A 22,563-nucleotide genomic window follows, 5' to 3' on the forward strand; every position below is an offset into this window, starting at 1 on the left:
AGGTCATTGAGTGTTAGTAGCGACGGAAGAGCGCGACCATTTTTCCTTGCACGCTAATGCGATCAGGGCCGAAGATTCTGGTTTCATAGGCTGGATTTGCCGCTTCCAAGGCGACGGTGCCACCCTTCTTTCGAATACGCTTCAAGGTCGCTTCTTCATCATCTACAACAGCGACGACAATCTCGCCGTTCTCAGCAGTTCTACATTTTCTTACGACAACGGTATCGCCATCCAAGATACCAGCGTCGACCATCGAGTCTCCGCGCACCTCAAGGGCGTAGTGCTCTCCATTACCTAGCATGTCTGCGGGCATGGCTACAGAATGGCTTTTGTTTTGAATGGCTTCAATTGGCACTCCTGCCGCGATACGACCCATAACCGGGATTTCCAGCGTTGGTACGTCTTGGTTGGAGCTGTCGTGCAAAGGATCAGTCCGATTGCGCGAAAGGTCACCTTCGATAACCTCTGGAGTAAATGTTTTTCGACTAGGCAGGTCTTGCTGGCCACTAACAGCTTCGGGAAGTTTCAAGACTTCTAGCGCTCTTGCGCGGTTAGGAAGCCGGCGAATGAAACCGCGCTCTTCGAGAGCTGTTATCAAACGGTGAATACCAGACTTTGATTTTAGCTCTAGCGCCAATTTCATCTCATCGAAAGAAGGCGGGATACCACTTTCCTTCAAGCGGCTGTCGATGAATAACAACAGCTCAAGTTGCTTTTTTGTTAACATGTCAGCCACTCCGTTTTAATTGTCGTATCTCAAAAGAGAACTGTTTTGGACAAATCACGAACACAAGGTAACCGTTCCTCATGTGTTCTGCAACCCTTAATGGAGCGGGGTTAATATCAGGGGATTTTTGTTTAGTGGAAGAACGGCTAGTTAGTAGATGTCAGCGGGAGAAATGGCACCTTATCGCCTGAAGCGGTGGGCTCTGCATGCGGGGGGCGAATGATAAGTACATCAGCCTGGGTTAGAGCGGAGAGCATAGAGGAATCTTGATTTGGTAAGGGAGTGAGATGCATGTCACCTGATGGCTCAATCGCAAGCGATGCTCGTATGTAATCTTGACGGATACCGTTCGCGGGCAGGGCCATTGTGGTGATCGCCTGAGCATTGGAGCGAGACAGTAAATGCTGCCTCGGGGCGCCTTGGAGTGCCGCCAACAGCGGACGGGCGAAAAGCTCGGCACATACAAGAGAGGAGACCGGATTACCCGGTAGCCCAAGAACGGCCATGGGGCCGATGTTGCCGAACATTAAAGGTTTACCTGGACGCATCGCTATACGCCAGAAATCGATATTAAGGCCGTGATCTTGTAAGACCGGGCGGATAAGGTCGTGGTCGCCTACTGAAGCACCGCCGAGGGTAATGAGTAGATCAGCTTTTGATGCTATTGCGCGTTTGACACGCTCTGCGATGTCTTGAGGGGTATCAGCGGCGATGCCGAGTAGCTCAGGTGTGCCACCACAGGCCTTAACCAACTCGGCAAGGCCGTATTGGTTTGAAGCGATAATTTGGCTTGGACCGGGTTGATTGCCTGGTTCGACGAGTTCATCGCCATTCGCCAGTATGGCGACTGTTGGTCTTTTATAGACCGTAGGCGATGGAATATTCATCGCGGCAAGCAGAGAGAGTTCACGGTAGCCGAGTAACTGGCCGCTTTCGAGAAGCTGCTGGCCCTTGGAGAAATCTAGGCCTGCTGGACGCACATATAGGCCTTTTGAAACCGGTTCTTGGACTGTGAGTACCTGGCCTTCGACCTGTGCGTTTTCCTGAATTAGGATTGCGTCTGCACTTTCAGGTACTGGTGCACCGGTGAAGATCCTCAGAGCCTGACCAGGCCCCAAGCTGCCTTTGTAGTGGTGCCCGGCAGGGATTTCGCCAACAACTTGTAGGGTAGCGCCTGTGTGTGCTGCGTCTTGCGAGCGAACGGCGTAACCGTCCATTGCGGAGGCAGAGAATGGTGGCTGAGTTCTCGTAGCGATGGCAGGTTGCGCCAGACGTCGCCCGCCAGCTTTAACAAGAGGGACGGTTTCTGTTGCACCTGGCTTAATTGCAGATAACAGACGTTCGGTCGCTTCTTCTACTGAGATTAGGCTCACGTTAGTGCTCCTGCTGCTGGCAAATAGTTGTTTTTGAAAGGGGAGGTTGGACAGCTGTTTATTCGATTGGTGCGCGGTAATCGCCGGACTTGCCGCCGGTTTTTTCTAAAAGCTGCACCCCTTCTATGATCATAGATTTGTCGACGGCTTTGGCCATATCATAGATGGTAAGTGCGGCGACGGAGGCCGCAGTTAACGCTTCCATTTCAATACCGGTCTGTCCATTCACCTTTGCCATAACCTCAATTTGAATGCCCGGTAGATCTGGCAGGGGTGTGAACTCAACAGTCACTTTTGAGATTGGGAGCGGGTGACACAGCGGAATAAGCTCGTGGGTGCGTTTGGCGGCCATGATGCCGGCGATGCGGGCAGTGGCCAGTACGTCGCCCTTCTTGGCATTGCCAGCAAGGATGGTTGCAAGCGTCGACGCTGCCATGCGCACGCGCCCGCCCGCGCGGGCGGTGCGGGTGGTGACGCTCTTCCCAGAAACGTCGACCATGTGTGCCGCGCCGGTGGCGTCTATATGGGTAAGGTTCGGATTTTCTGCGTCTTTTGGAGTGTCGTTGCTTGGTTGTTTGGTCACAGTGAGGTTTCCGATTTTTTATTTTCCAAAAGGCGGAGTTTGCATGAAGCAGATTGTTTAGCGTTTTAATAGCGCTTTTGTGGCCGCCTCGACATTAGGCTGGCGCATCAGGCTTTCGCCGATCAAAAAGGTGTTGATGGCGTGCTGCGACATGTCCGCTAGGTCTTGTGGAGTAAACAGGCCTGACTCACCTACAATGATGCGCCCCTGAGGGATCATTGGCGCGAGGCGCTTGCTTGTATCAAGTGAAGTTTCAAAAGTCTTCAAATTGCGGTTGTTGATGCCGATTAGGGGCGAGGCAAGTGACAAGGCGCGTTCAAGTTCGGCTTCATCGTGCACTTCAATCAAAGCATCCATGCCAAGGGCGTGGGCGGTTTCTTCCAGCTCTTTTGCCAGAGCGTCTTCTACCGCAGCCATAATAATCAGGATACAGTCGGCGCCCCATGCGCGTGCCTCAAGCACTTGATAGGTATCATATAGGAAATCCTTACGTAAAACGGGCAGGGATGTTGCCGCTCGGGCACTGCGCAGGTACTCGGGAGCTCCTTGAAAAGACGGCGTGTCTGTCAACACTGACAGACAGGTAGCGCCGCCAGCCTCATAGGCCTTGGCGAGCGTTGGCGGATCAAAGTCTTCGCGGATCAAGCCCTTTGACGGGCTTGCCTTTTTGACCTCGGCGATGAGAGCATAGTCGCCGGCGTCCAACCTGGCGCGCAGGGCTTTGGCAAAGCCGCGCGGCGGAGTGGCGCGCAGGGCCATGTCCTGCAATTCACTCAACGAAGTTGTTGTTTTGGCCGCGGCGATTTCGTCGCGTTTGTAAGCCTCGATCTTTTTAAGGATATCTGCCATAGGTCTTGTTTAACTTGCGTTTGAGATGCGGACAAGGCGTTCAAGTGTTTGCAGGGCGGCGCCACTATCGATGCTTTGGGTGGCCATTTCTACGCCTTGGCGCAAATTTTCGGCTTTGCTAGCAACAATCAGCGATGCGGCGGCGTTCAGCAGGACAATATCGCGATAGGCGGAGGGTTCGCCTTCCAGCACGCGGCGGGCGGCGGCGGCGTTGTATTTGGGATCGCCGCCTTTTAGCGCATCTGCTGATGCGACAACAATCCCTGCATCCTGTGGTGTGATGGTGAATTCGCGGATCTTACCGTCTTCAAGGGCGGCAACATAGGTCTCACCAGTGGTCGTGATTTCGTCAAGGCCATCGCTGCCGTGGACGACCCATGCCTTCTCGCAGTTGAGGTTGGCTAGAGTTTCGGCCACAGGCCGCACCCATTTGCGATCGAACACACCCGTCATCTGGCGGCGAATGCTGGCGGGATTGGCCAGTGGACCAAGCAGGTTAAAAATGGTGCGTGTTCCAAGTTCCATGCGCGCGGGGCCGACATGTTTCATGGCACTGTGGTGGTTGGGGGCGAACATGAAGCCAATGCCGGCCTCTTGGATACATTTGCCGATTTTTGCAGCGGAAATATCCAGATTGATGCCAAGCTCTGCCAGTGCTTCGGCCGAGCCCGACTTGGAGGACAAAGACCGGTTGCCGTGTTTGGCAACAGGCACACCGCAGCCAGCGACCACGAGCGCCGTACAGGTGGAGATGTTGTAGGTACCTGATGCGTCGCCGCCCGTGCCCACAATATCGATCGCGTCCACTGGCGCTTCCACGCGGATCATTTTGGCGCGCATGGTGGCAGCTGCCGCGGCAATTTCGTCCACTGTTTCACCGCGCACGCGCAGGGCCATGAGAAACCCGCCGATTTGTGCGGGGGTGGCATCGCCACTCATGATGATTTCAAATGCGTCTTGGGCAGCAGCGCGGGAAAGGGGGTGGCCATCGGCCACATGGGCAATATGGGGTTTAAGCGCGCTCATGTCTGCTCCTTAAAAAACTTAGATAAAAAAGGGAAGACCCCCGCACCTGAAACGGTGCGAGGGCTTACTGTTGTTATTGGCTTTGCAAACCCATGTAGCGGGCCAAATTGGTTTGATTGGTACGCACACCCAGATCTTTTTCCAATTGGGAAACAAACTGGTTGAGCAGTGTAGCTTCCAGTGCGTTGTCCAGCTCACCTTGCAGGCGCTGCGCAAGCAGGCTTTCCATATCAAGCACCGGTACATCATCTTTTGTGACCACAAGCAGGATACGGCTGCCGCTGTGCCCGGCGACATCTGCCGTGGTGCCTACTGGGCCGGAGAATGCGGCAGAAATGGCACTTAGGGGCAGCTGCGCTGTTGCTTGCTCCCGGTGCAGATCTTGCGCACTGGCAACGGTGAGACCGTGTTTTGCCGCGATGTCAACGAGGGACGTGCCGTCTTGAAGCGCCTTGAGTTCGGTTGCTGCCAAGTCAGCTAGCAGTTTAGCACGTTGCTGCGCGGTGTAATTGGCCAATACCTGTTCACGGACCTCGCTGAGTGTGCGCTCACGGCTTGGAACAATGTCGGTGACATCATACCAAAGGTAGCCTGTGGAGCCGAGCTCTAGCGGATCGTGCTCGGTGCCCATTTCTGCTGTGAATAGCGCAGGCAGCAGAGCATCAGCGGCTGGAACATTGGCAGCGCTACCCTGCTGGGTTTTTCCAGCTGCATCAACAGGCGCCAGCTCTTCAACCGCAAGATCAAACCGTTTGGCGATTTCGCTTAAGGTTTCACCGCCAGCGCGGGCATCTTCGATGTCATTGTACAGATCTTCAAGAGACACTGCGGCGGCGTCTTCTGCAAGCTCTTTACGAATGTCTGCTTCGACCTCAGCGAGTGGCTGCGACCCAGCGGCCTGAGCCTCTGTTACCTTAATAATCGCGTTGGTAAATGTACCTTCGATCACATCGCTAACCGCGCCGGTGTCTAGCGCAAATGCGGCATCTGCCAGTTTGTCATCGATAAAATCAGTCTTGGCAAGAAGGCCAAGATCGATGCTGTCGGCGGTTTCACCGCGTGCGATGACCAGTTCTTCAAAGGAGGTGCCTTCTGCCAATTGCTTGGCAGCGTCGGCGGCCTTATCCTTGTTTGTGAAGCTTAACTGCAGCACACGGCGCTTTTCCGGGGTGGCGTAGCTGGCTTTGTTACGCTCGTACACATCTGCAACAAGGCTTGCGTCCACATCCTCGGGCTTAGCCAGCGTGTGCGGGGAAACCATCAGGACACGGGCGGCGCGGTATTCCGGCGCGTCGTAGCCTTTCTTGTTTTCCGCATAGTATGTTGCCAGCTCTTCTTCTGAGGGGGCAGGTACGTCGGTGATGAGGTCTTCTTCAAGGGTGAGGAAATCAACCGCGCGGCTCTGGTTCTCATAGCGGGCCAAGAGATCGACCATGGCAACCGGTGCTTTGAGGCCACCAACGATTGCGGCTGCAAGCTGCTGACGTTCTGCTGCCTCTTGCTGTTGCAGCACAAACTCGTCCTCGCTCATGCCGATTGTGCGCAGAACTTGAGTGAGCTGCTGGCGACTGAACTGACCGTTCAGCCCTTTAAAGGCAGGGGTTTCCTGAATGGTCTTAACGATGGCCTCGTCAGACACGCCAAGTGACTGAGTGGTGGCTTCGTCGTTCAAAGCCGCTTCTGCGATCAAGGTGCCCAGTACACGCTGGGGCACGCCAAAAGCAGCGCCCTGTTCGGCGGTGACATCCCGGCCAATCTGGCGGGAGAGCGCGGCGAGCTCGCGTTGATAGCGCTCTTGGAATTTAATCGCGGAGATTTCGGTGTTGCCGACGGTGGCGACGGAGGTTGAGCCAAAGCCGGTAAACACGTCGGCAATGCCCCAAACAGCAAAGCTCAACACCAACAGACCAATCAAAATTTTGGCCATCCATGTACCGGCGCCTTTGCGCAGCGCATCCAGCATAATATCTTCCGTTTCTCATCAGTTAATGGGCCGGGCGCATATGATTTTGCGCCGCTGATGCCCTTTTGGCCGAATAAAAGCCGTTTAAAAGCTGAGGGATCATAAAGTTCCTTCCGCTTTTGGGCAAGAAGGCGCGGCGGATTGACCCCGATTTGATTGCAGGTGTTGTGTGCAACTTTTCTTGCGCCTAAACAAGAGGCGTTCTATCAACACTGCGTTAGTTATTACCCCCAAGACCCGACGCGTGAGCACAGGAGATATTAAATGAGCATTCGTCCACTTGTTGCCGGTAACTGGAAAATGAATGGCCTTGGTAGCGCACTTGATGAGCTGAAAGCCATGGGTGAAGGTTATGGTGCGGACCTGAAAGGCGCTGTTGAGCTGCTTATTTGCCCCCCGGCACTGCTCGTTGCAAAAGCCGCTGAAACTGCCGGTTTTGCTATTGGTGCGCAGGATTGCCATGCCGCCGTATCTGGCGCTCACACAGGCGATATTTCCGCTGAAATGGTGAAAGATGCCGGAGCTTCCTATGTGATCCTTGGCCACTCCGAGCGCCGGACTGATCATGGCGAAACCGATGCGCAGGTTCGCGCTAAAACCGAAGCTGCATGGCGTGCTGGCCTTGTCGCTATTGTTTGTGTTGGTGAAGTTGAAGCAGAACGCAAGGCTGGTAAAGCTGTGGACGTTGTTTCCCAGCAGCTGGCTGATTCTTTGCCAGAGGGCGTGAATGCGAAAAATACGGTTGTTGCCTATGAGCCTGTGTGGGCTATTGGCACCGGCATGACGCCAACTCCAGCGGATGTGGAGGAAATCCACACAGCGACCCGCGCGAAGCTGGTTGAGCGTTTTGGTGCAGAAGGCGAAAAGATCCGCATCCTTTATGGTGGTTCTGTTAAGCCGAATAATGCAAAAGAATTGCTGTCTGTTGCAAATGTGAACGGTGCGTTGGTTGGCGGGGCGAGCTTGAAAGCTGCTGACTTCCTCGGGATTGCGGCAGCGTACAGCGCGTAAAAACGCATGCCAGCGCAATTTTGCTGTGGCTTAAGGGTAGAAACAGCGCAAGTTTTGAGCTAGAAAGCGCTCAACTCAACTCGAATATCAAACGGATACCTATGCAAACCGTTCTTATTGTTATTCATCTTATGGTGGTTCTGGCGATTATCGCCATGGTGCTGCTGCAACGCTCCGAGGGCGGTGCCCTTGGTATGGGCGGCGGCGGTGGCGGTGGCGGGTTTATGACCAGCCGCGGGACAGCGAACGCACTTACCCGAGGAACCGCTATTTGTGCTGCGATTTTCTTTTGTACCTCATTGGGCCTGACTTTGCTGGCGCGCTGGGACGAACGTCCTGCATCGCTGCTAGAGCAAGTTCCGGCAACCACGCAAAGTGAAACAGGCGAAGCTGGCAACGGCCTGCTTGATACCCTGAAAGAGCAGAGCAATATTCCTGCAACCGATGGACCGCAGGTTCCTGCTGCGCAGTAACCTGACGCTCATTGTTTGTGGCGTACCTTGATGGGAAAACATCAAGGACACTGTAATAGAGTAACTGGCACCGTGACTTGTTGCGGTGCCAGTGCTTTTACGTGATATAAGACTAAGGGCAAAAGCCCAAAACATATCGGTAGAGATCCATGGCGCGGTATATCTTCATCACCGGTGGCGTTGTGTCTTCCCTAGGGAAGGGACTTGCCTCCGCAGCTCTTGGCGCGGCCCTGCAAGCGCGGGGCTATAAAGTTCGGCTACGTAAGCTGGATCCCTATCTTAATGTTGATCCGGGCACTATGAGCCCCTATCAGCACGGCGAGTGTTATGTGACCGATGATGGCGCCGAGACAGATCTGGACCTTGGTCACTACGAGCGGTTCACCGGACGCTCTGCAAATAAGCAAGACAACATCACCACTGGCCGCATTTATCAGGAAATTATCGCTAAAGAGCGGCGCGGCGATTATCTTGGTGGGACCGTGCAGGTGATTCCGCATGTGACCGACGCGATCAAGAACTTTGTTCTGGATGGCAATGAGGGCTATGATTTCGTGCTTTGCGAAATTGGCGGCACCGTTGGCGATATCGAGGGCTTGCCGTTCTTCGAGGCTATTCGCCAGTTGGGCAACGAGTTGCCACGTGGGCAGGCGGTTTATATCCATCTTACCCTGTTGCCATACATTGCCAGCGCTGGCGAAATGAAAACAAAGCCGACACAGCACTCTGTGAAAGAGTTGCGTTCCATTGGTATTCAGCCTGACATTTTGATGGTGCGTTGTGATCGCCAGATTCCGGAGAATGAGCGCCGCAAACTGTCGCAGTTTTGTAATGTGCGCCCTGAGGCTGTCATTCCGGCATACGATGCCAAGAGTATTTATGAGGTACCGCTGGCCTATCACAAAGAGGGCCTTGACGAGCAGGTTCTGGATGCCTTCGATATTACCGGTTCGCCTTCAGCGGATCTGAGCCGCTGGGAAAAGATCGTTGATGGTCTGCACAACCCCGAAGGGGAGGTGACCATTGCGATTGTTGGCAAGTATACTGTGCTGAAAGATGCTTACAAATCCTTGATTGAAGCGCTGGTGCATGGCGGCTTGGCAAACTCTGTCAAGGTCAATTTGAAGTGGCTTGAGTCTGAGGCCTTCGAGGGGCAAGATCCCGCGTCGGTGCTTGAAAACGTCAACGGTATCTTGGTGCCGGGCGGATTTGGCGAGCGTGGGGCAGAGGGCAAAATTGCCGCGGCGAAGTATGCGCGTGAAAATAATATCCCTTATTTCGGTATCTGCTTCGGTATGCAGATGGCTGTTGTGGAGGCGGCGCGAAATCTTGCAGGGCTCAGCGCGGCGTCTTCCTCCGAGTTTGGCGGTGAGGGCGAACCAGTTGTCGGTTTGATGACCGAGTGGGCCAAAGGCAATGCGAAAGAGGTTCGCGAAGCCACTGGTGATCTGGGCGGGACCATGCGCCTTGGTGCTTACGACGCGCGCTTGAAGGAAGGGTCCAAGATCGCAGAGATCTACGGCACTTGCGATATTTCTGAGCGCCACCGCCACCGTTATGAAGTAAACATTGCCTATCGTGAGCAACTTGAAAATGCCGGGATGGTGTTTTCCGGGACCTCGCCAGACGGGGTGTTGCCGGAGACCGTCGAGATCCCAAGTCATCCTTGGTTTATCGGAGTGCAGTATCACCCCGAGCTGAAATCTCGTCCGTTTGAGCCGCACCCGTTGTTTTCGGCGTTTGTCGGCGCGGCGCGGAATAACAGTCGGCTGGTTTAAGCTTTAGCCTGTTCGGGTTTAAGGAGGGCTCATTAAGGCCCTCTTTTTTTGTTTATTGGGTATGATATTATGCTGATGCGCCGATATCCATTTAGAATTGGGGATGCGGCATTGCGCTTCTCTAGCATTTTAGGGGGCGGGACTGTTGGGGCATAATTGAGGGCTTATTTTCACTAAAATTGACAATGATGGAAGTATCCCCTTAGTGTTTTATGGCGATTGCCTCGGAGTGACCATGCCTTACTGAGCTTGCTAGAATACGGATGTTTGAGAGTGGAAAGTGCTCTCACCTCGCGTATCTGGGGGCATCGGTGTTGCGTAACTTTATTGGACTATTCTTGTGGCTTGCCTGCATTTCCGGCACCAGCGCAGCGTATGCTTTTGGGTTGCGAGACGCTGTGATGCTGGCTTTGCGAGATCACCCACAGGTACAGGCATCGCAACTGCGGGCCGAGGCTGGTGTGGCCGCAGTGGGTGTGGCACGGAGCGGCTATTATCCTCGATTTGATTTGCGGGCGAATGCCGGTGCTGAGTGGATTGATAAGCGTTCGTCCCGGCGGGATAGTCGATATTGGTATGGTCCCTACGGTGTTGGACTGCGTGCTCGGCAGATGCTGTTTGACGGGCGGCAAACCCAAAATGCTGTCGCTGCACAGTCGGCTGATGCGCGCGCCGACAGCTTTGAGACAATTGAACTGAAAGAATTGATTGCGCTTGATATAGCCCGCGTAATGAGCGGGTTGGCTGCCAATGATGAGTTTGGACGATATGCGCGAGAAAACCACGCTTACTTGCAGCATGTGCTGAATCAACTTGATAAGGGCTTGAAGCAAGGTCTTGTTTCAATTGCGGATGTTCAATTGGCACGTGAGCGATTGCAGCGGGCACGCGCGTTTGAAGCTCAGATCGAGCGGGCCAGACAAGAACTGCTTGCAAGTTTTGAAGCGCTTGTGGGCCGTGCCTATCCCAAGGCAGTTGGGCAACTTCCTGATTTACAAAGGGGGCTGCCAGAAAGTGCCGCTGCGCTTTTCGCATCTGCTCAGCGCGCCAGCCCTTTGCTAAAGAAATTGCAAGGGCGAAGTGAGGCAGCGGCTGCGCGTGCGGCGGAGGCAACAGCAGGTTATTATCCAAGGGTGGATCTAGAGGTTGCGTCGCGATTTGATGAGAACATCGAGGGGCGGTCCGGCATAGATAGCTCGTCGGAGGCTTGGGTGGTGATGCAATGGAACCTTGGCAATGGCTACCGAACGTCGAATGAACGCTCGCGCAGTGTGGCATTAGCGGGTGCGCGCCGTCTTGATGTTGACCGCGCCGCGCGTCGTATCCGCCAACGGTTGGAAAGCGGTTTAGGTGCCCGCGCGGCTATGAAAAGAGAGCTTGCTGCGATAACGCAACAAATCGAAACAGCACAGGCCCTGCGCTACTCCTATGAAAAAAAGTTATCGCTACGCGAGGCCCAGCTTTTCGATCTATTACAAGTGCAGGAAGACTATTTTCGGGCGCAAACGACAGGCGTTGATTTGCGGTATTCCCTAATTCTATCAGGTTATCAGTTGCTTGCGGACGCAGGGTTGTTATTGGTTCGATTGGATTTGCAGGCAGAGCGTGTGACGCGTGTGGATGGCGCGCTTCGTGCAGAGAAGGCACAAAAGGCAAGCGCAATGGCGCTGGAGGGCAATGGAGAACGTGTTGCTACGCGTATACAGGCGATTGCTGAAGGCGTCCAGCCTGCATCAATACATAGCACGCGCCAGCCCGTGCTGGCACCACCAACCGGAGTTGCAAGTATCGACTACGACATTCCTGCACGTCATATCGCGTCTAGTGTGCCATTGCTAAAGCCGCGTGATCGCATCAACAGCGCGGATACACCTGTGAAAGGCAATGACATACCTCTGTTAAAAGGTCTGAAAGTGCAGCCGATCCCGTTAGTGAAACCCCTCAGTGAGGGAGCTGAGCCAGATGTTGCGCTGGTGAGCAAGCGGCAGACAATTAGTGGGCGTGCTGTTGGTGACAAGCAGGCAATATATCGACTTGTTAAGACACGGCAGATTTCTGGGACGGGACGTGCAAGAGCGGGCGCAACCGAAGCGCTTGTCTTACGTATGGATGAGGGGAGAGGCGATGGTTATCGTCTCACCAAAACACAAACGGCCGATGTCTTGACGCACCTCAAAACCACGCGTGGGTGCGCGCTTTTTCATCGTGCGTCGACAAAGAGGTGACTTAGGTGCTTTCAAGCGCTTTATGGTAGTCGTTGCGCGTATCAGTTAGTATTTTATAGCCTTGTAAAGAGACAAGCCGCTTTGCCAAACGGAGCGGAGCTGCTCTGCTGGTTGAGAAGACAAGCGTTTGTGACGCCAAAAGGTGTTCTTCCAGTGCATTTATGAAGTGCTCTTCTTGAGCGGCATCCATCTGCGCTGTGGGATCTTCAAGTATCACAAGGGGAGGATGATTGAGAAAAACACGCGCCAGGTGCAAGTGATGGCAAGCACCACGCGGTATTTTTTCTGCTATTTCGGCGGCATTCATATCCAGACTAAAACCAGCGGAATCAAAAATATCCAACGCCCCACATTGCTCAAGCCCTTCGATAATCGTTGAATCGTCAAGCATTGCGCCGCTTGGGGTTAGATTTTCGCGCAGGCTTATAGGTAAGAAAGGCAATTGCCAATCTATGTAGCAGATGTTTTGAGCAAGTTCGATTGGATCGATGCGTTGTGTTTTTGTGCCTTCTATGCGGCATTGCCACCGATTGCTTATTTTCAGTCCTGCAATTGTTTCAATAAGTTCGCCTCGGATTGCAATTGATCCGCCAAGGGCGGCGACCTTCTCGCCAGCGCTGACGCTTAAAAAGGAGTTAAAACGCTCGCCGTTCTTTGCGAGGCTTAACTGAAAGCTGCCATGGCGGATTTTTTTTGCTTCATAAACACTTTTAACTTCATTGATTTTCCTCTTCGAGGAGAGGAATACGATCGGTTCAGTCATTCGTAGAAGAACAAATGCAATGAGTAGGCCAGCAACATCCAAGGGCGCGGTGTTGTTGCTAGCGGACACTGCTATCCAGAGGATGAACAAGATTGCAGACAGAAACAGTGATCTGGACAATGCAAAAAGAAACGCATCAAGCGCAGTAAACTGTTTTTCGTCTCGACGCATTTGAGGGTATATTTTTTGCCATTGTGTTTCCAATAAACCAAGTGCTCTTAGCGCTTTCCTATTGGCTGTCGTAAATAAATTTGTCTCTATATTTTCATGGAGTATGGCTGCCCTTTTAGGGCGGAGTGTAAACACTGCTGTGTTAATCACAAATAGTAGGACAGCGGCTGTTGCAAGTTGAATATCTGGGAGCAACAATAAGGCTGAGCATGCAAGTATGAAGCGCGCCAGAAGCGGCCAGAGAGAGATACAAGGAACCTCTGTAGTAGTGCCGTCAGGTACGTGTCCATTGTGAAAAAATGCTGATACCTTACTTGTGTGTATCTGAGACGCTCGCTCCGAGAATAACACTTGAGAAAAATAGGCAAGAATCACTCGCCCGTACAAATCCAAAGTAATAACACCCGTAATAAGTAAAAGTGCCTGTTGATTTGAAATTGATAGCGAAGAATTATTGACATAAAGCAGGATAACTAGCGCAGTAGCAGGCGCAATGATTTCAGTTGTACTAAGTGCTATAGTGTGCCACCTGCTAGTACTTTGTTTGTTTTTAGTCTTAAAAGTGGGAGGGGCTGCGTCTGAGCGCGGTAAGTCAGCGGTTTGGATTAGATAAACCGTGTTCGTATTGCGCCTATCAACTTGCTGAGGGCTCAGGAAAAGCACGCCTCCACCTGCTCCGAGTAAAACAACCTTTAATTCATGCTGTCGGCTTTTCTCCAGTAGTAGAGCAGGGCCATCCTGTCCAAAATCAAGAAGTGCGGGAAGGTGTTTCGCATCGATTTGGCTGGGCTTGCCACGAAACGGCTTGAGAGTCAGGTTGTTGTTGCTGCATTCGCTTACAAAATCGCTTTTACGAAACCGGTACAACTCTCCGCTAGTGTGTTGGCCTTCACTGCCGAAGTCGCTTGATAGCTTGTTAAAATGGGCAAGGACACTATGAAGAGCAATACGCCATACGTCTTCTAACTCTTCACGAGGCGGGTTTCTTGCTATTTCTGGTTGCTCTCCTGATGCTGGAGATGCCGCGTCTCCAGCTGAGTTTGCGCTTTCAGTGGCCGATGCCACCATTCTTTTGCTCCTGATGCGTGTTTGGATGTCCTAGTCTAGCCTGTCCTATCTCAAAGGTATTCTCCTAGGTTTCATAGATCGATTAATTGGGGGCAGCCAACGCTAAAAATTAAAGCTAGAGTGAGAGGAACAAAAGATGAATATATCTGCAAATGTTGCTTGTTTGAAGTTCATTGTTGAGGACTATCATGCACCGAATAGGGAATTGGGCCCTAGGTCTCCCGATCTTTTTAGCGATGGCTCTTTTGGCTTGCTTGGCCTTTTGGGGTCCTGTGCAAATCAAAACTGATAAACAGCGCTTTGCCTATGGGCTTAATGCTGAAAGGCTCGTGGCACTTAAGAGGATTGCAATGCCGGTAGTTGCTGGCTTGGATGGCGTCCGGTTGCGTATACCGCTTGGGGCAGACAAGCTAGAGTTTCGCAAAAAAGAGACAAATGCACCGTTAATCATGCAGTTAGAGCAGCATGAGCTTGCACGAACACAACTACTTGCGAATATAGCTTGGCTAGACGCGCTTGAAATCTCGGGGCTAGGTACTAATGAGGTTCGATATCCTGAGGCTTTGCGAACAACGACATCCCATAGTGATTTGACGCTTGGCCAGTTGCAAACTCTTCGTACCCAAACGGAGGTTTGGGCGAGATTGTTGTCTGATTTAAAGCACATGGACCAAAGAATCGGGCTTTTGCAGGAAGAAATTGCGCTCAAAGAACCGTTCGTGGAGGAACTGATTGTTCCTCGAGTTGATATGCTGCGCTTAAAACGAGAACTCGCGGAGCGAGAAATGGAAAAAAGGGAGCTATCGATCAAGGCTGGGATAATAGAGTCAAGATTTGATGAAATCAAAGCGGAACTGGTTGAGGCAATGAAGGTTGAGTACCTCTCGCTGGAGGAAAAGGTTGAGAAACTAAAAAAAGGTGCGGTTGAGGCAACTGGAAATGGGAAAGTTGTTTCCAGTATTTTTTTTCCCGAACCAAATGATGGTGGTGAATTACTATCGATAATGAGTAAAAAACCAGACCACGATCAGATATTCCTATGGCTCAATTTGACACAGTTGATTTCAACCTATGACATGGATGTGCGGAGCAGTATTCACGGCTCGTTGGTTGCCATGGATGAAAGCCTGTTTTTGGTTTTATCTGGAACAACGCATTCTTCCATCACAAACAATGGGGCTGCTAGGAATGTGGAGATACATATTCAGTGTGGCTCAGCCGTGAGGAAACAGATGCCGTATTCAGCTGGTACCATTCCCGTTCTTGTGGATCACAAGACTACCGATCAGAAACCGCAGGATGAAGGGCAAAATGGGCTTGTAGGACGGGCTGTGTCCAGCCCATGCCAACTCCAAGATGAAGTGGGGCTAACGAATGCTTATCCGACAATTGCCGGAGAATGGGATTGGCTGATTATTGATAGAGTAGAAGTTTATGAAGGTAAGACTGAAACGACATTGTTCCTGACTAGAGAGGATGCAGCATCACCTGAGCAAAAAATGGTTGGGCTTGGAGGGCTCATAGAAGCACAGGTATCAAAAAGGCTAAAGGAAATCAAAGAGGTGTTTCAGATACCCACTGGGCGTATATAAGCGAAACTGTGTTGCCTTCAACATTGCTATTTGATGTCTCGGCTTGACCTGTGTCTTTGGCGTTGTCACGTAAACTTTAACAACACCCCGCTGAGTATCTCAGCGGGGCTTTGCTTTTATCTCTCTGTAAAAGGCAGGCCTCTCACTCGTTATCACTTGCAACCGCCGCTGCAGCAACCATCTCCCCGCGGCGAAGCATCCACGCCTGCGCCCATTGCGCTGCGGTATCCTGATCTACTTCTTCTGCGGAAGCATTAGCCCGCTCAAGCAATTCGCGCAAATGCTCATTCCTGTCTTCATCACCGCCTGCGCTACGCATCTGAGCAAGGGTAATCCACTTGAGCCCCTTCAGGCGCACCTCTGGATACCCTTCGGAGAAAAACAGCAATTCACCGAAGCGGGCTTGCGCATTCACGTGCCCTTTGGTCGCCGCCAGCTTCAACCAGCGCGCCGCCAAGCGCAAACTGAAGTCGGCATTATCTTTATCCAGATAATAAAGGCCCAGCTGGAACTGTGCCTCTGCATCACCAAAATAGGAAGCTGCGTAATTAAGCACCTCAACGGCCCGGGCGCGATCAGCCTTAATCGGCGAACCCGCGATTCCCGTCATGTAATAATCGGCAATCTCTACCAAGGCATTGGCAACAAAAGGCGCGGTCGCTCCACGCGGATTGTCTGAGCCATGCCGCCGCAGTACCTGCGAAAAGTAATGAAACGCTTTGTAGTCATCTTCAGGCACACCGTCGCCGGTGGCGTACATGCGCCCAAGCTTCCAAGCGGCAATCCCATGGCCGTTTTGAGCTGCATAATTTAGGGGATCAATCGCCGCTGCCTTGTCACCGGCGTAATAGGCTTTCGCGCCTCTACGCAACGCCTCTTGCGGGCTCACCGGATCGATTGACTGCACGGCTGACAAGGCATCCGCCGGATTTGTCGCTGGCAATTCAACGCCGCCCTTAGGGCTCTCCTGCGCATACACAGGCGCCACAAGGCCGGTTGAAAAAAGCAGCGGCAAAGCCAAGGCAAGACCAAGGCCGGCGTTGCGTCGGCGCATATAAGCACCTGCTTGCAAAAAGCTATTTGAAACTGACATCATTTTTATCTGCTTGGCAAACATGTTCTCAAAACGGCTTCTAGAGGAGAGTATCCCACGATCATGCAATATGGCCGGTAAAAAATGTCTTTTTTGGCACCCAAATCAAGCAGCGCGGCGACTTTATCGCGAAATATCGATTTCACTCCCTTACTTAACCGTCTTAACACCCTGTTTTCCCAAAGAGCCTAGAGCATCACCTCTTTGCATGAACTATAAAAAATTGGCAATATTTCAGAGAGTTGCCTCTTTAAGTTCATCAACTAGCTTAACCGCTACAAACACAGATGTGGCCATGAAGCCACACAGAGCAAAAGATAGTGCCCTGTCATCGCCCTAAGCCCAGTTGTTTGAAAGCACCTTCCATAAAGCAACCCTCAAGCGCTTGCACTCACAACCAAGGCCGATTAAAAACACCATAACTTTACTGGGCTTTATATCGCCGCACTCCAGTTTTGCGGCAGATACGCTGCGTCGCTAAGATTCGTTGAAGCATGACGCAACAACTTCATAGGTTTTTTGGGGCATATGAGCGCGAACGACGATCTTTTTGCAGTAACGGACGAACCGGCAGTAGGCCCGGCGACAACCAAAGCAAAGCCAAAGCCTGCGGCAAAAGCTGCAGGTGCCACCAGCGCACAAACGTCGCCCCCCGCTAGCACATCCGGCGAGTATACCGCAGCTGATATTGAAGTTCTGGAAGGCTTGGAGCCAGTACGCCGTCGGCCCGGAATGTACATCGGCGGCACGGACGAAAAAGCGCTGCATCACCTGTTTGCAGAAGTCATTGACAACTCGATGGATGAAGCTGTCGCCGGACACGCCAGCTGGATTGATGTGCACCTTGGCGCAGATGGCTACCTGACCATTACCGATAACGGTCGCGGCATCCCGATTGATCCGCACCCAAAATATAAAGACAAATCGGCGCTGGAAGTCATCATGACCACCCTACATGCCGGGGGTAAGTTTGATAGCAAGGTATATGAAACTTCTGGCGGCTTGCACGGGGTCGGCGTATCTGTTGTTAACGCCCTTTCTGAGGAGCTGGTCGTGGAGGTTGCTCGCGCGCGCAATCTGTATCGCCAGACCTTCCGCCGCGGCCACGCCGTGGGGGCGCTAGAGCATGTGGGCGAGATCCACAACCGCCGCGGCACCATGGTGCGCTTCAAGCCGGACGCAGAGATTTTCGGCGCCACCGCCAAGTTTAAACCCGCCCGGCTTATGAAAATGGCCCGCTCTAAAGCCTATCTGTTCGGGGGGGTCGAGATCCGCTGGCGCTGCGATCAGGAGCTTCTGGAAGAAAACAGCCCAGTGCCCACGACGGCCACCTTTCATTTCCCCGGCGGCTTGAAGGACTTCCTTACTGAAGAACTGGGCAAAGAACGGCGCGTTGCCGAAGAAATATTTGCAGGACGCACGTCTGCCACAGGAAAACATGGCGCCGTAGAATGGGCTGTCTCTTGGTTTGCCGGCGATGGCTACGTAAACTCCTACTGTAACACCGTGCCAACGCCAGAAGGTGGCACTCATGAGGCAGGTCTGCGTTATGCCTTGCTGCGGGGCCTCAAGGCTTACGGCGAGCTCACGGGCAACAAGCGCGCTTCCATCATCACCGGAGATGATGTGATGACCTCTGCAGCGGCCATGCTCTCCGCGTTTATTCGTGAACCGGAATTCGTAGGCCAAACGAAAGACAAGCTAGCCACCAATGAGGCAACCCGCATCGTTGAAAACGCGGTGCGGGACGCTTTTGACCACTGGCTTACCGCATCCCCCAACCAAGCCAACAAACTGCTGGAATGGGTGATTGAACGCGCTGAAGAGCGGCTGCGCCGCCGCAAAGAGCGAGATGTTGCTCGCAAAACCGCCGTTCGCAAATTGCGCCTGCCCGGAAAATTGGCCGACTGCTCCATCTCCAATGCCGAGGGCACAGAGCTGTTCATCGTCGAGGGTGATTCCGCAGGTGGATCAGCCAAACAGGCGCGCAACCGCAAAACCCAAGCCATTTTGCCCTTGCGTGGAAAGATTCTCAATGTCGCTAATGCTGGCCGCGACAAGCTAGTGGCCAACCAGCTGCTCTCCGATCTGATACAAGCGCTCGGCTGCGGCACACGCGCCAATTATCGCGAGGAAGATCTCCGCTATGAACGCATTGTCATTATGACAGATGCGGACGTGGACGGCGCGCACATCGCCTCCTTGCTTATCACGTTTTTCTACAAGGAAATGCCGGATCTGGTCCTGCAAGGCCACCTCTATCTAGCAGTGCCGCCGCTCTACCGCATCTCGCAGGGCGGTAAAACCATGTATGCTCGCGATGATGCCCATCGCGATGCCCTCTTGAAGAAGCACTTCAAAAAAAATGGCCGCATTGATATCGGTCGCTTTAAGGGGCTTGGCGAAATGCTACCGGCACAGCTGAAAGAAACCACGATGAACCCGGAGAACCGCACCCTGCTGCAGGTGGTGGTAGAGGAAAACGTGCCGGATGAAACCACGGTCTGTGTTGATCAGCTAATGGGTAACAAACCGGAAGCCCGTTTCGCCTTTATTCAGGAACGTGCGGCTTTTGCCACCGATCTTGATATATAGGTGAGGATCTGGGCCAGTTTTCGGGAATTCGGCACCAATCCAGCCGGATCCCGTAAAATTCGCAGGCAAAACACGCTATGCGCTACTGCAAACATTGACAGGGGCCGCTTAAGCTGTAGTGTCGCCACAACAAAACACGGCATGTGCCTACATGCTGGCACGAGTTGACAAGAAGCAAAGATCAAAACCTATGTCATTTGCCTCCCTAGGGTTAAGCGAGAAAGTCCTTTCCGCTGTTGAAGCAGCTGGATACAACGAGCCAACGGCCATTCAGGCAGGCGCGATACCGCCTATTCTGGAGCGCAAAGATGTGCTTGGCATTGCCCAAACCGGTACCGGCAAAACGGCAAGCTTTACCCTACCCATGATCTCGCTTCTGGAAAAAGGCCGTGCCCGCGCCCGTATGCCGCGCACCCTTATCCTCGAGCCAACACGCGAACTCGCCGCTCAGGTTGAAGAGAACTTCAAACGCTACGGCGTCAATCACAAGCTGAATGTGGCTTTGCTCATCGGCGGTGTTTCCTTTGCCGATCAGGACCGCATTCTAGAGCGCGGTGCAGATGTGCTCATAGCCACGCCCGGCCGCCTGCTTGACCATGTGGAGCGCGGCAAATTGCTGATGCAAGGTGTTGAGATTCTCGTTATCGATGAAGCGGACCGCATGCTGGATATGGGCTTTATCCCTGACATCGAGCGCATCTCCAAACTGATCCCGTTTACGCGCCAAACCATGCTGTTCTCCGCCACAATGCCAAAAGAAATTCAAGGCCTTGCGGACCAGTTCCTTCATAACCCCACTCGCGTTGAAGTAGCCAAGGCCTCATCCACCGCAGACACTGTTACCCAAAGGCTCGTCCCCGCGGGCTTTGAAGACTATGAGAAGCGCGCAGTTTTGCGGGACCAGATTAAAGCATGTGACGGCCTAAGCAACGCCATCGTCTTCTGTAACCGAAAGCGTGATGTCGCCACACTCTTCCGCTCGCTCATCCGCCACGAGTTTTCCGTCGGCGCGCTGCATGGCGACATGGATCAACGCTCGCGTATGACCATGTTGGACAATTTCAAAAAGGGAAATATCGAAATCCTCATCGCTTCAGATGTGGCCGCTCGCGGCCTCGATATCCCCAGTGTCTCACACGTCTTTAACTATGATCTGCCAATCAATCCGGAAGATTATGTGCACCGCATTGGCCGCACCGGCCGCGCCGGACGCGAAGGCACTGCTATCTCGATTGTCACCGGAGATGACGAGAAGTTTCTCAAAGCCATTGAGGAAACAATCGGCAAATCAATCGATTGGGACGGTGAACCGGTAGACTTTGAAGCTGCAGCAGAAGATAAAAAGGCACGTAAAAAAGCCCGCGGCCGTGGTCGTGATCGTGATCGTAGCGAGCGCGCTGAACGGAGCGAAAAGCGCGGCAAAGAGCGTCGCAGCACCAAAGAAAAACGAGAAGCTGAAGCATCAAACAGCACAGAGTATGATCTGGCAGATGCTGCGGTTCCAGGGGCAGCCCAACCAGAGGTACAGGGCTTTGCGACACCACAAAACCACGCACCAGCGCCGCGTCGTGGCCGCCGCACGCGCGACAACGCCCCTGCTGAGGCGGACCTCTTCAAGAACGCAGCGCATATTCCGGCTTTCTTGTTACGCGAGGCACGTCCACGCGCTTAAAAGCGGTCAATATCTAGCATATCTATGCGTTTACGTTAGATCGAGCCATTCGACTATGCTAAGTTTGCCATGCTAAAAATGCGTGGCAAACTTAAGCAAGCACCGAATCTGGGTGGGGCATGACGAAAAAAGACGACTATCAGCGAACAATCACTTATGGCGATAGTGCGTTGAACTACATCAAAAGCAATCGTCTGCCAGCTTTCCCGCGTAACTATGAGCTCTGGTACAGTTATGCCTCCGGTTTTAACCTTTCGCTCAATCGCTCTATAAACAAAGTCCTCTCCCGCGATGGCTCCATTTCCTCAGATGAAGTAGAGCGTATTTACAATCGCTTTCTCTCGCCCAATCGTCTGGGAGAACGGATCGATGAAGTAGGCGAAAAAATTGCAAAAGAGGTTCGGCAACTCGCGCATAATCTAGATCATGGCAACTTGATCACCGAGGAGTATGGTGCGCGCCTAGCTAAGGCACTGCAAGAACTTAACGGTATCACCGGCCAAGAAGCGCTTCAAAAACTCATTTTAGATCTTATTAAGGTCACAACCGAGACCGTAGAGAGCAATCGCCAGCTAAAAAACGAGCTGATGTCCTCCCGACGTCAAATTGGCGTGCTGCAGGAGGGGTTGGAAGCCATTCGCTATGAGTCGCTTACCGATGAACTCACAACGCTTAACAATCGCAAGCATTTCGACAAGAGCTTGGAGAAGCATGTGAAGGAGGCTCGCAGCTCAGATGTGCCATTGGCCCTCATGCTCACCGACATTGATCACTTCAAGCAGTTCAATGATAACTTTGGCCACCAAACCGGCGATCAGGTCCTTCGTCTTGTGGCTCTCGCCGTCAAAAAGAATGTAAAATCCTCCGATATCACGTGTCGCTACGGCGGTGAAGAGTTCGGTATAATATTGCCACGCACGTCCAACGAGGAAGCTCTCGACATTGCTGAGCAAATCAGACGTGCGGTCATCTCGAAAGAACTGATAAAGCGCTCGACCGGAGAAAACCTTGGGCGTATCACGATCTCAATTGGTGTCGCCTTTCATAAGTCAGGAGACACACCAATGTCCTTGGTTAACAGAGCAGATCAAGCCCTTTACGCCGCCAAACGCGCGGGCCGAAATCAGGTAAAGCAAGAGACGCTGCCAGATGAACCTGACATCACAGTAACCATGTCCTAGTTTGGTTTGTTTTAAAAAGACACGGTGCTGACACGTTAACTTGATAGAGCCGGAAGAAGCTTTTCACCTTATGCTTCATGCATCAATCATGGCAGCGTGATACCACTGGGCAAAAGCATTAAGGCGGTGTATGCGGATGTTGTTTGCACAACGGTGATGGTGAGGTGTGACAAAGAGATTGCGCAGGCCTGAAAATATGGTCAAGAAACGTTGTAGCTGGCCTGGCGACCTGAACCTTTGCATGGCTCGCTCTCGTTTGCGCAGGGGCACATGCGAGTTCTCGGCCCGGTTGTTGAGGCCCTTGTGGGACCAATGTTCAACATTGGGCATGGAGTTCCGCCCGATTTCCGGACAGTTTGATTAAACATATTACGCTGCCCTTTTCCAAGCCCTTTGTTCAAACACCTGACAAGGTGTTTT

Annotated in this window: 16 protein-coding genes and 1 pseudogene; 8 read left to right on the forward strand and 9 right to left on the reverse strand. The window is 52.7% G+C overall.

Going from position 1 to position 22,563, the window contains the following annotated elements; translation table 11 throughout:
- Positions 1-13 precede the first annotated feature (13 nt).
- The 6 genes from lexA to AYK82_RS12790 form a co-directional block, all read right to left on the reverse strand.
- Positions 14-727, reverse strand: coding sequence for a transcriptional repressor LexA (gene lexA, locus AYK82_RS12765; protein WP_068316402.1), 714 nt, complete (start codon positions 725-727; stop codon positions 14-16).
- 146 nt (positions 728-873) lie between these two features.
- Complete coding sequence (locus AYK82_RS12770; RefSeq protein WP_068316404.1) at positions 874-2,100, reverse strand: molybdopterin molybdotransferase MoeA; 1,227 nt, start codon at positions 2,098-2,100, stop codon at positions 874-876.
- 58 nt (positions 2,101-2,158) lie between these two features.
- Positions 2,159-2,683, reverse strand: a complete 525-nt coding sequence (gene moaC / locus AYK82_RS12775; protein WP_068316406.1) for a cyclic pyranopterin monophosphate synthase MoaC — start codon at positions 2,681-2,683, stop codon at positions 2,159-2,161.
- A 57-nt stretch (positions 2,684-2,740) separates the two neighbouring features.
- Positions 2,741-3,532: an indole-3-glycerol phosphate synthase TrpC gene (trpC, locus tag AYK82_RS12780; protein WP_068316408.1), complete on the reverse strand. Its 792-nt coding sequence runs from the start codon at positions 3,530-3,532 to the stop codon at positions 2,741-2,743.
- Between the two features lie 9 nt (positions 3,533-3,541).
- Complete coding sequence (trpD, locus tag AYK82_RS12785) at positions 3,542-4,558, reverse strand: anthranilate phosphoribosyltransferase (protein ID WP_068316410.1); 1,017 nt, start codon at positions 4,556-4,558, stop codon at positions 3,542-3,544.
- A gap of 73 nt (positions 4,559-4,631) precedes the next feature.
- Positions 4,632-6,521 (reverse strand): peptidylprolyl isomerase, encoded by a 1,890-nt coding sequence (locus AYK82_RS12790; RefSeq protein WP_068316413.1) that lies wholly within the window; start codon positions 6,519-6,521, stop codon positions 4,632-4,634.
- A 264-nt stretch (positions 6,522-6,785) separates the two neighbouring features.
- Between AYK82_RS12790 and tpiA the strand changes: the two genes are divergently transcribed.
- The 4 genes from tpiA (at position 6,786) to AYK82_RS12810 (ending at position 12,008) form a co-directional block, all read left to right on the forward strand.
- The gene (tpiA, locus tag AYK82_RS12795; protein ID WP_068316416.1) at positions 6,786-7,532 is read left to right on the forward strand and encodes a triose-phosphate isomerase; all 747 of its coding nucleotides are present in this window, start codon (positions 6,786-6,788) and stop codon (positions 7,530-7,532) included.
- A 101-nt stretch (positions 7,533-7,633) separates the two neighbouring features.
- Positions 7,634-8,005 (forward strand): preprotein translocase subunit SecG, encoded by a 372-nt coding sequence (gene secG, locus AYK82_RS12800; RefSeq protein ID WP_068316419.1) that lies wholly within the window; start codon positions 7,634-7,636, stop codon positions 8,003-8,005.
- A gap of 149 nt (positions 8,006-8,154) precedes the next feature.
- Positions 8,155-9,783 carry a CTP synthase gene (locus AYK82_RS12805; RefSeq protein WP_068316422.1) on the forward strand — a complete coding sequence of 543 codons (1,629 nt, stop codon included), beginning with the start codon at positions 8,155-8,157 and terminating at the stop codon, positions 9,781-9,783.
- Positions 9,784-10,094: 311 nt separating this feature from the next.
- Entirely contained in the window at positions 10,095-12,008 is a 1,914-nt protein-coding gene (locus AYK82_RS12810; RefSeq protein ID WP_068316425.1) for a TolC family protein, read from the forward strand.
- A gap of 1 nt (position 12,009) precedes the next feature.
- On the opposite strand, the gene AYK82_RS12815 is transcribed toward AYK82_RS12810, so the two are convergent.
- A complete protein-coding gene (locus tag AYK82_RS12815) occupies positions 12,010-14,010 on the reverse strand; it encodes a P-loop NTPase family protein (protein WP_068316428.1) in 2,001 nt (666 codons plus the stop codon).
- Positions 14,011-14,282: 272 nt separating this feature from the next.
- Between AYK82_RS12815 and AYK82_RS12820 the strand changes: the two genes are divergently transcribed.
- Complete coding sequence (locus AYK82_RS12820) at positions 14,283-15,602, forward strand: hypothetical protein (RefSeq protein WP_156453354.1); 1,320 nt, start codon at positions 14,283-14,285, stop codon at positions 15,600-15,602.
- Positions 15,603-15,744: 142 nt separating this feature from the next.
- On the opposite strand, the gene AYK82_RS12825 is transcribed toward AYK82_RS12820, so the two are convergent.
- The gene (locus tag AYK82_RS12825; protein WP_208976489.1) at positions 15,745-16,698 is read right to left on the reverse strand and encodes a tetratricopeptide repeat protein; all 954 of its coding nucleotides are present in this window, start codon (positions 16,696-16,698) and stop codon (positions 15,745-15,747) included.
- Positions 16,699-17,223: 525 nt separating this feature from the next.
- Here AYK82_RS12825 and parE point away from each other — a divergent pair.
- The 3 genes from parE (at position 17,224) to AYK82_RS12840 (ending at position 22,143) form a co-directional block, all read left to right on the forward strand.
- On the forward strand, positions 17,224-19,290 hold the full coding sequence (gene parE / locus AYK82_RS12830) for a DNA topoisomerase IV subunit B (protein ID WP_068316433.1): 2,067 nt from the start codon (positions 17,224-17,226) through the stop codon (positions 19,288-19,290).
- Positions 19,291-19,480: 190 nt separating this feature from the next.
- Positions 19,481-20,962, forward strand: coding sequence for a DEAD/DEAH box helicase (locus AYK82_RS12835; protein ID WP_068316435.1), 1,482 nt, complete (start codon positions 19,481-19,483; stop codon positions 20,960-20,962).
- A 119-nt stretch (positions 20,963-21,081) separates the two neighbouring features.
- Positions 21,082-22,143 (forward strand): GGDEF domain-containing protein, encoded by a 1,062-nt coding sequence (locus AYK82_RS12840; protein ID WP_068316436.1) that lies wholly within the window; start codon positions 21,082-21,084, stop codon positions 22,141-22,143.
- 75 nt (positions 22,144-22,218) lie between these two features.
- Here the strand turns inward: AYK82_RS12840 and AYK82_RS17760 are convergent.
- A pseudogene (locus AYK82_RS17760) lies at positions 22,219-22,482 on the reverse strand (DDE-type integrase/transposase/recombinase); the annotation flags it as partial.
- Between the last annotated feature and the right edge of the window lie 81 nt (positions 22,483-22,563).

It is taken from the genome of Polycladidibacter hongkongensis, from assembly GCF_001561995.1.
Lineage (GTDB): Bacteria > Pseudomonadota > Alphaproteobacteria > Rhizobiales > Stappiaceae > Pseudovibrio > Pseudovibrio hongkongensis.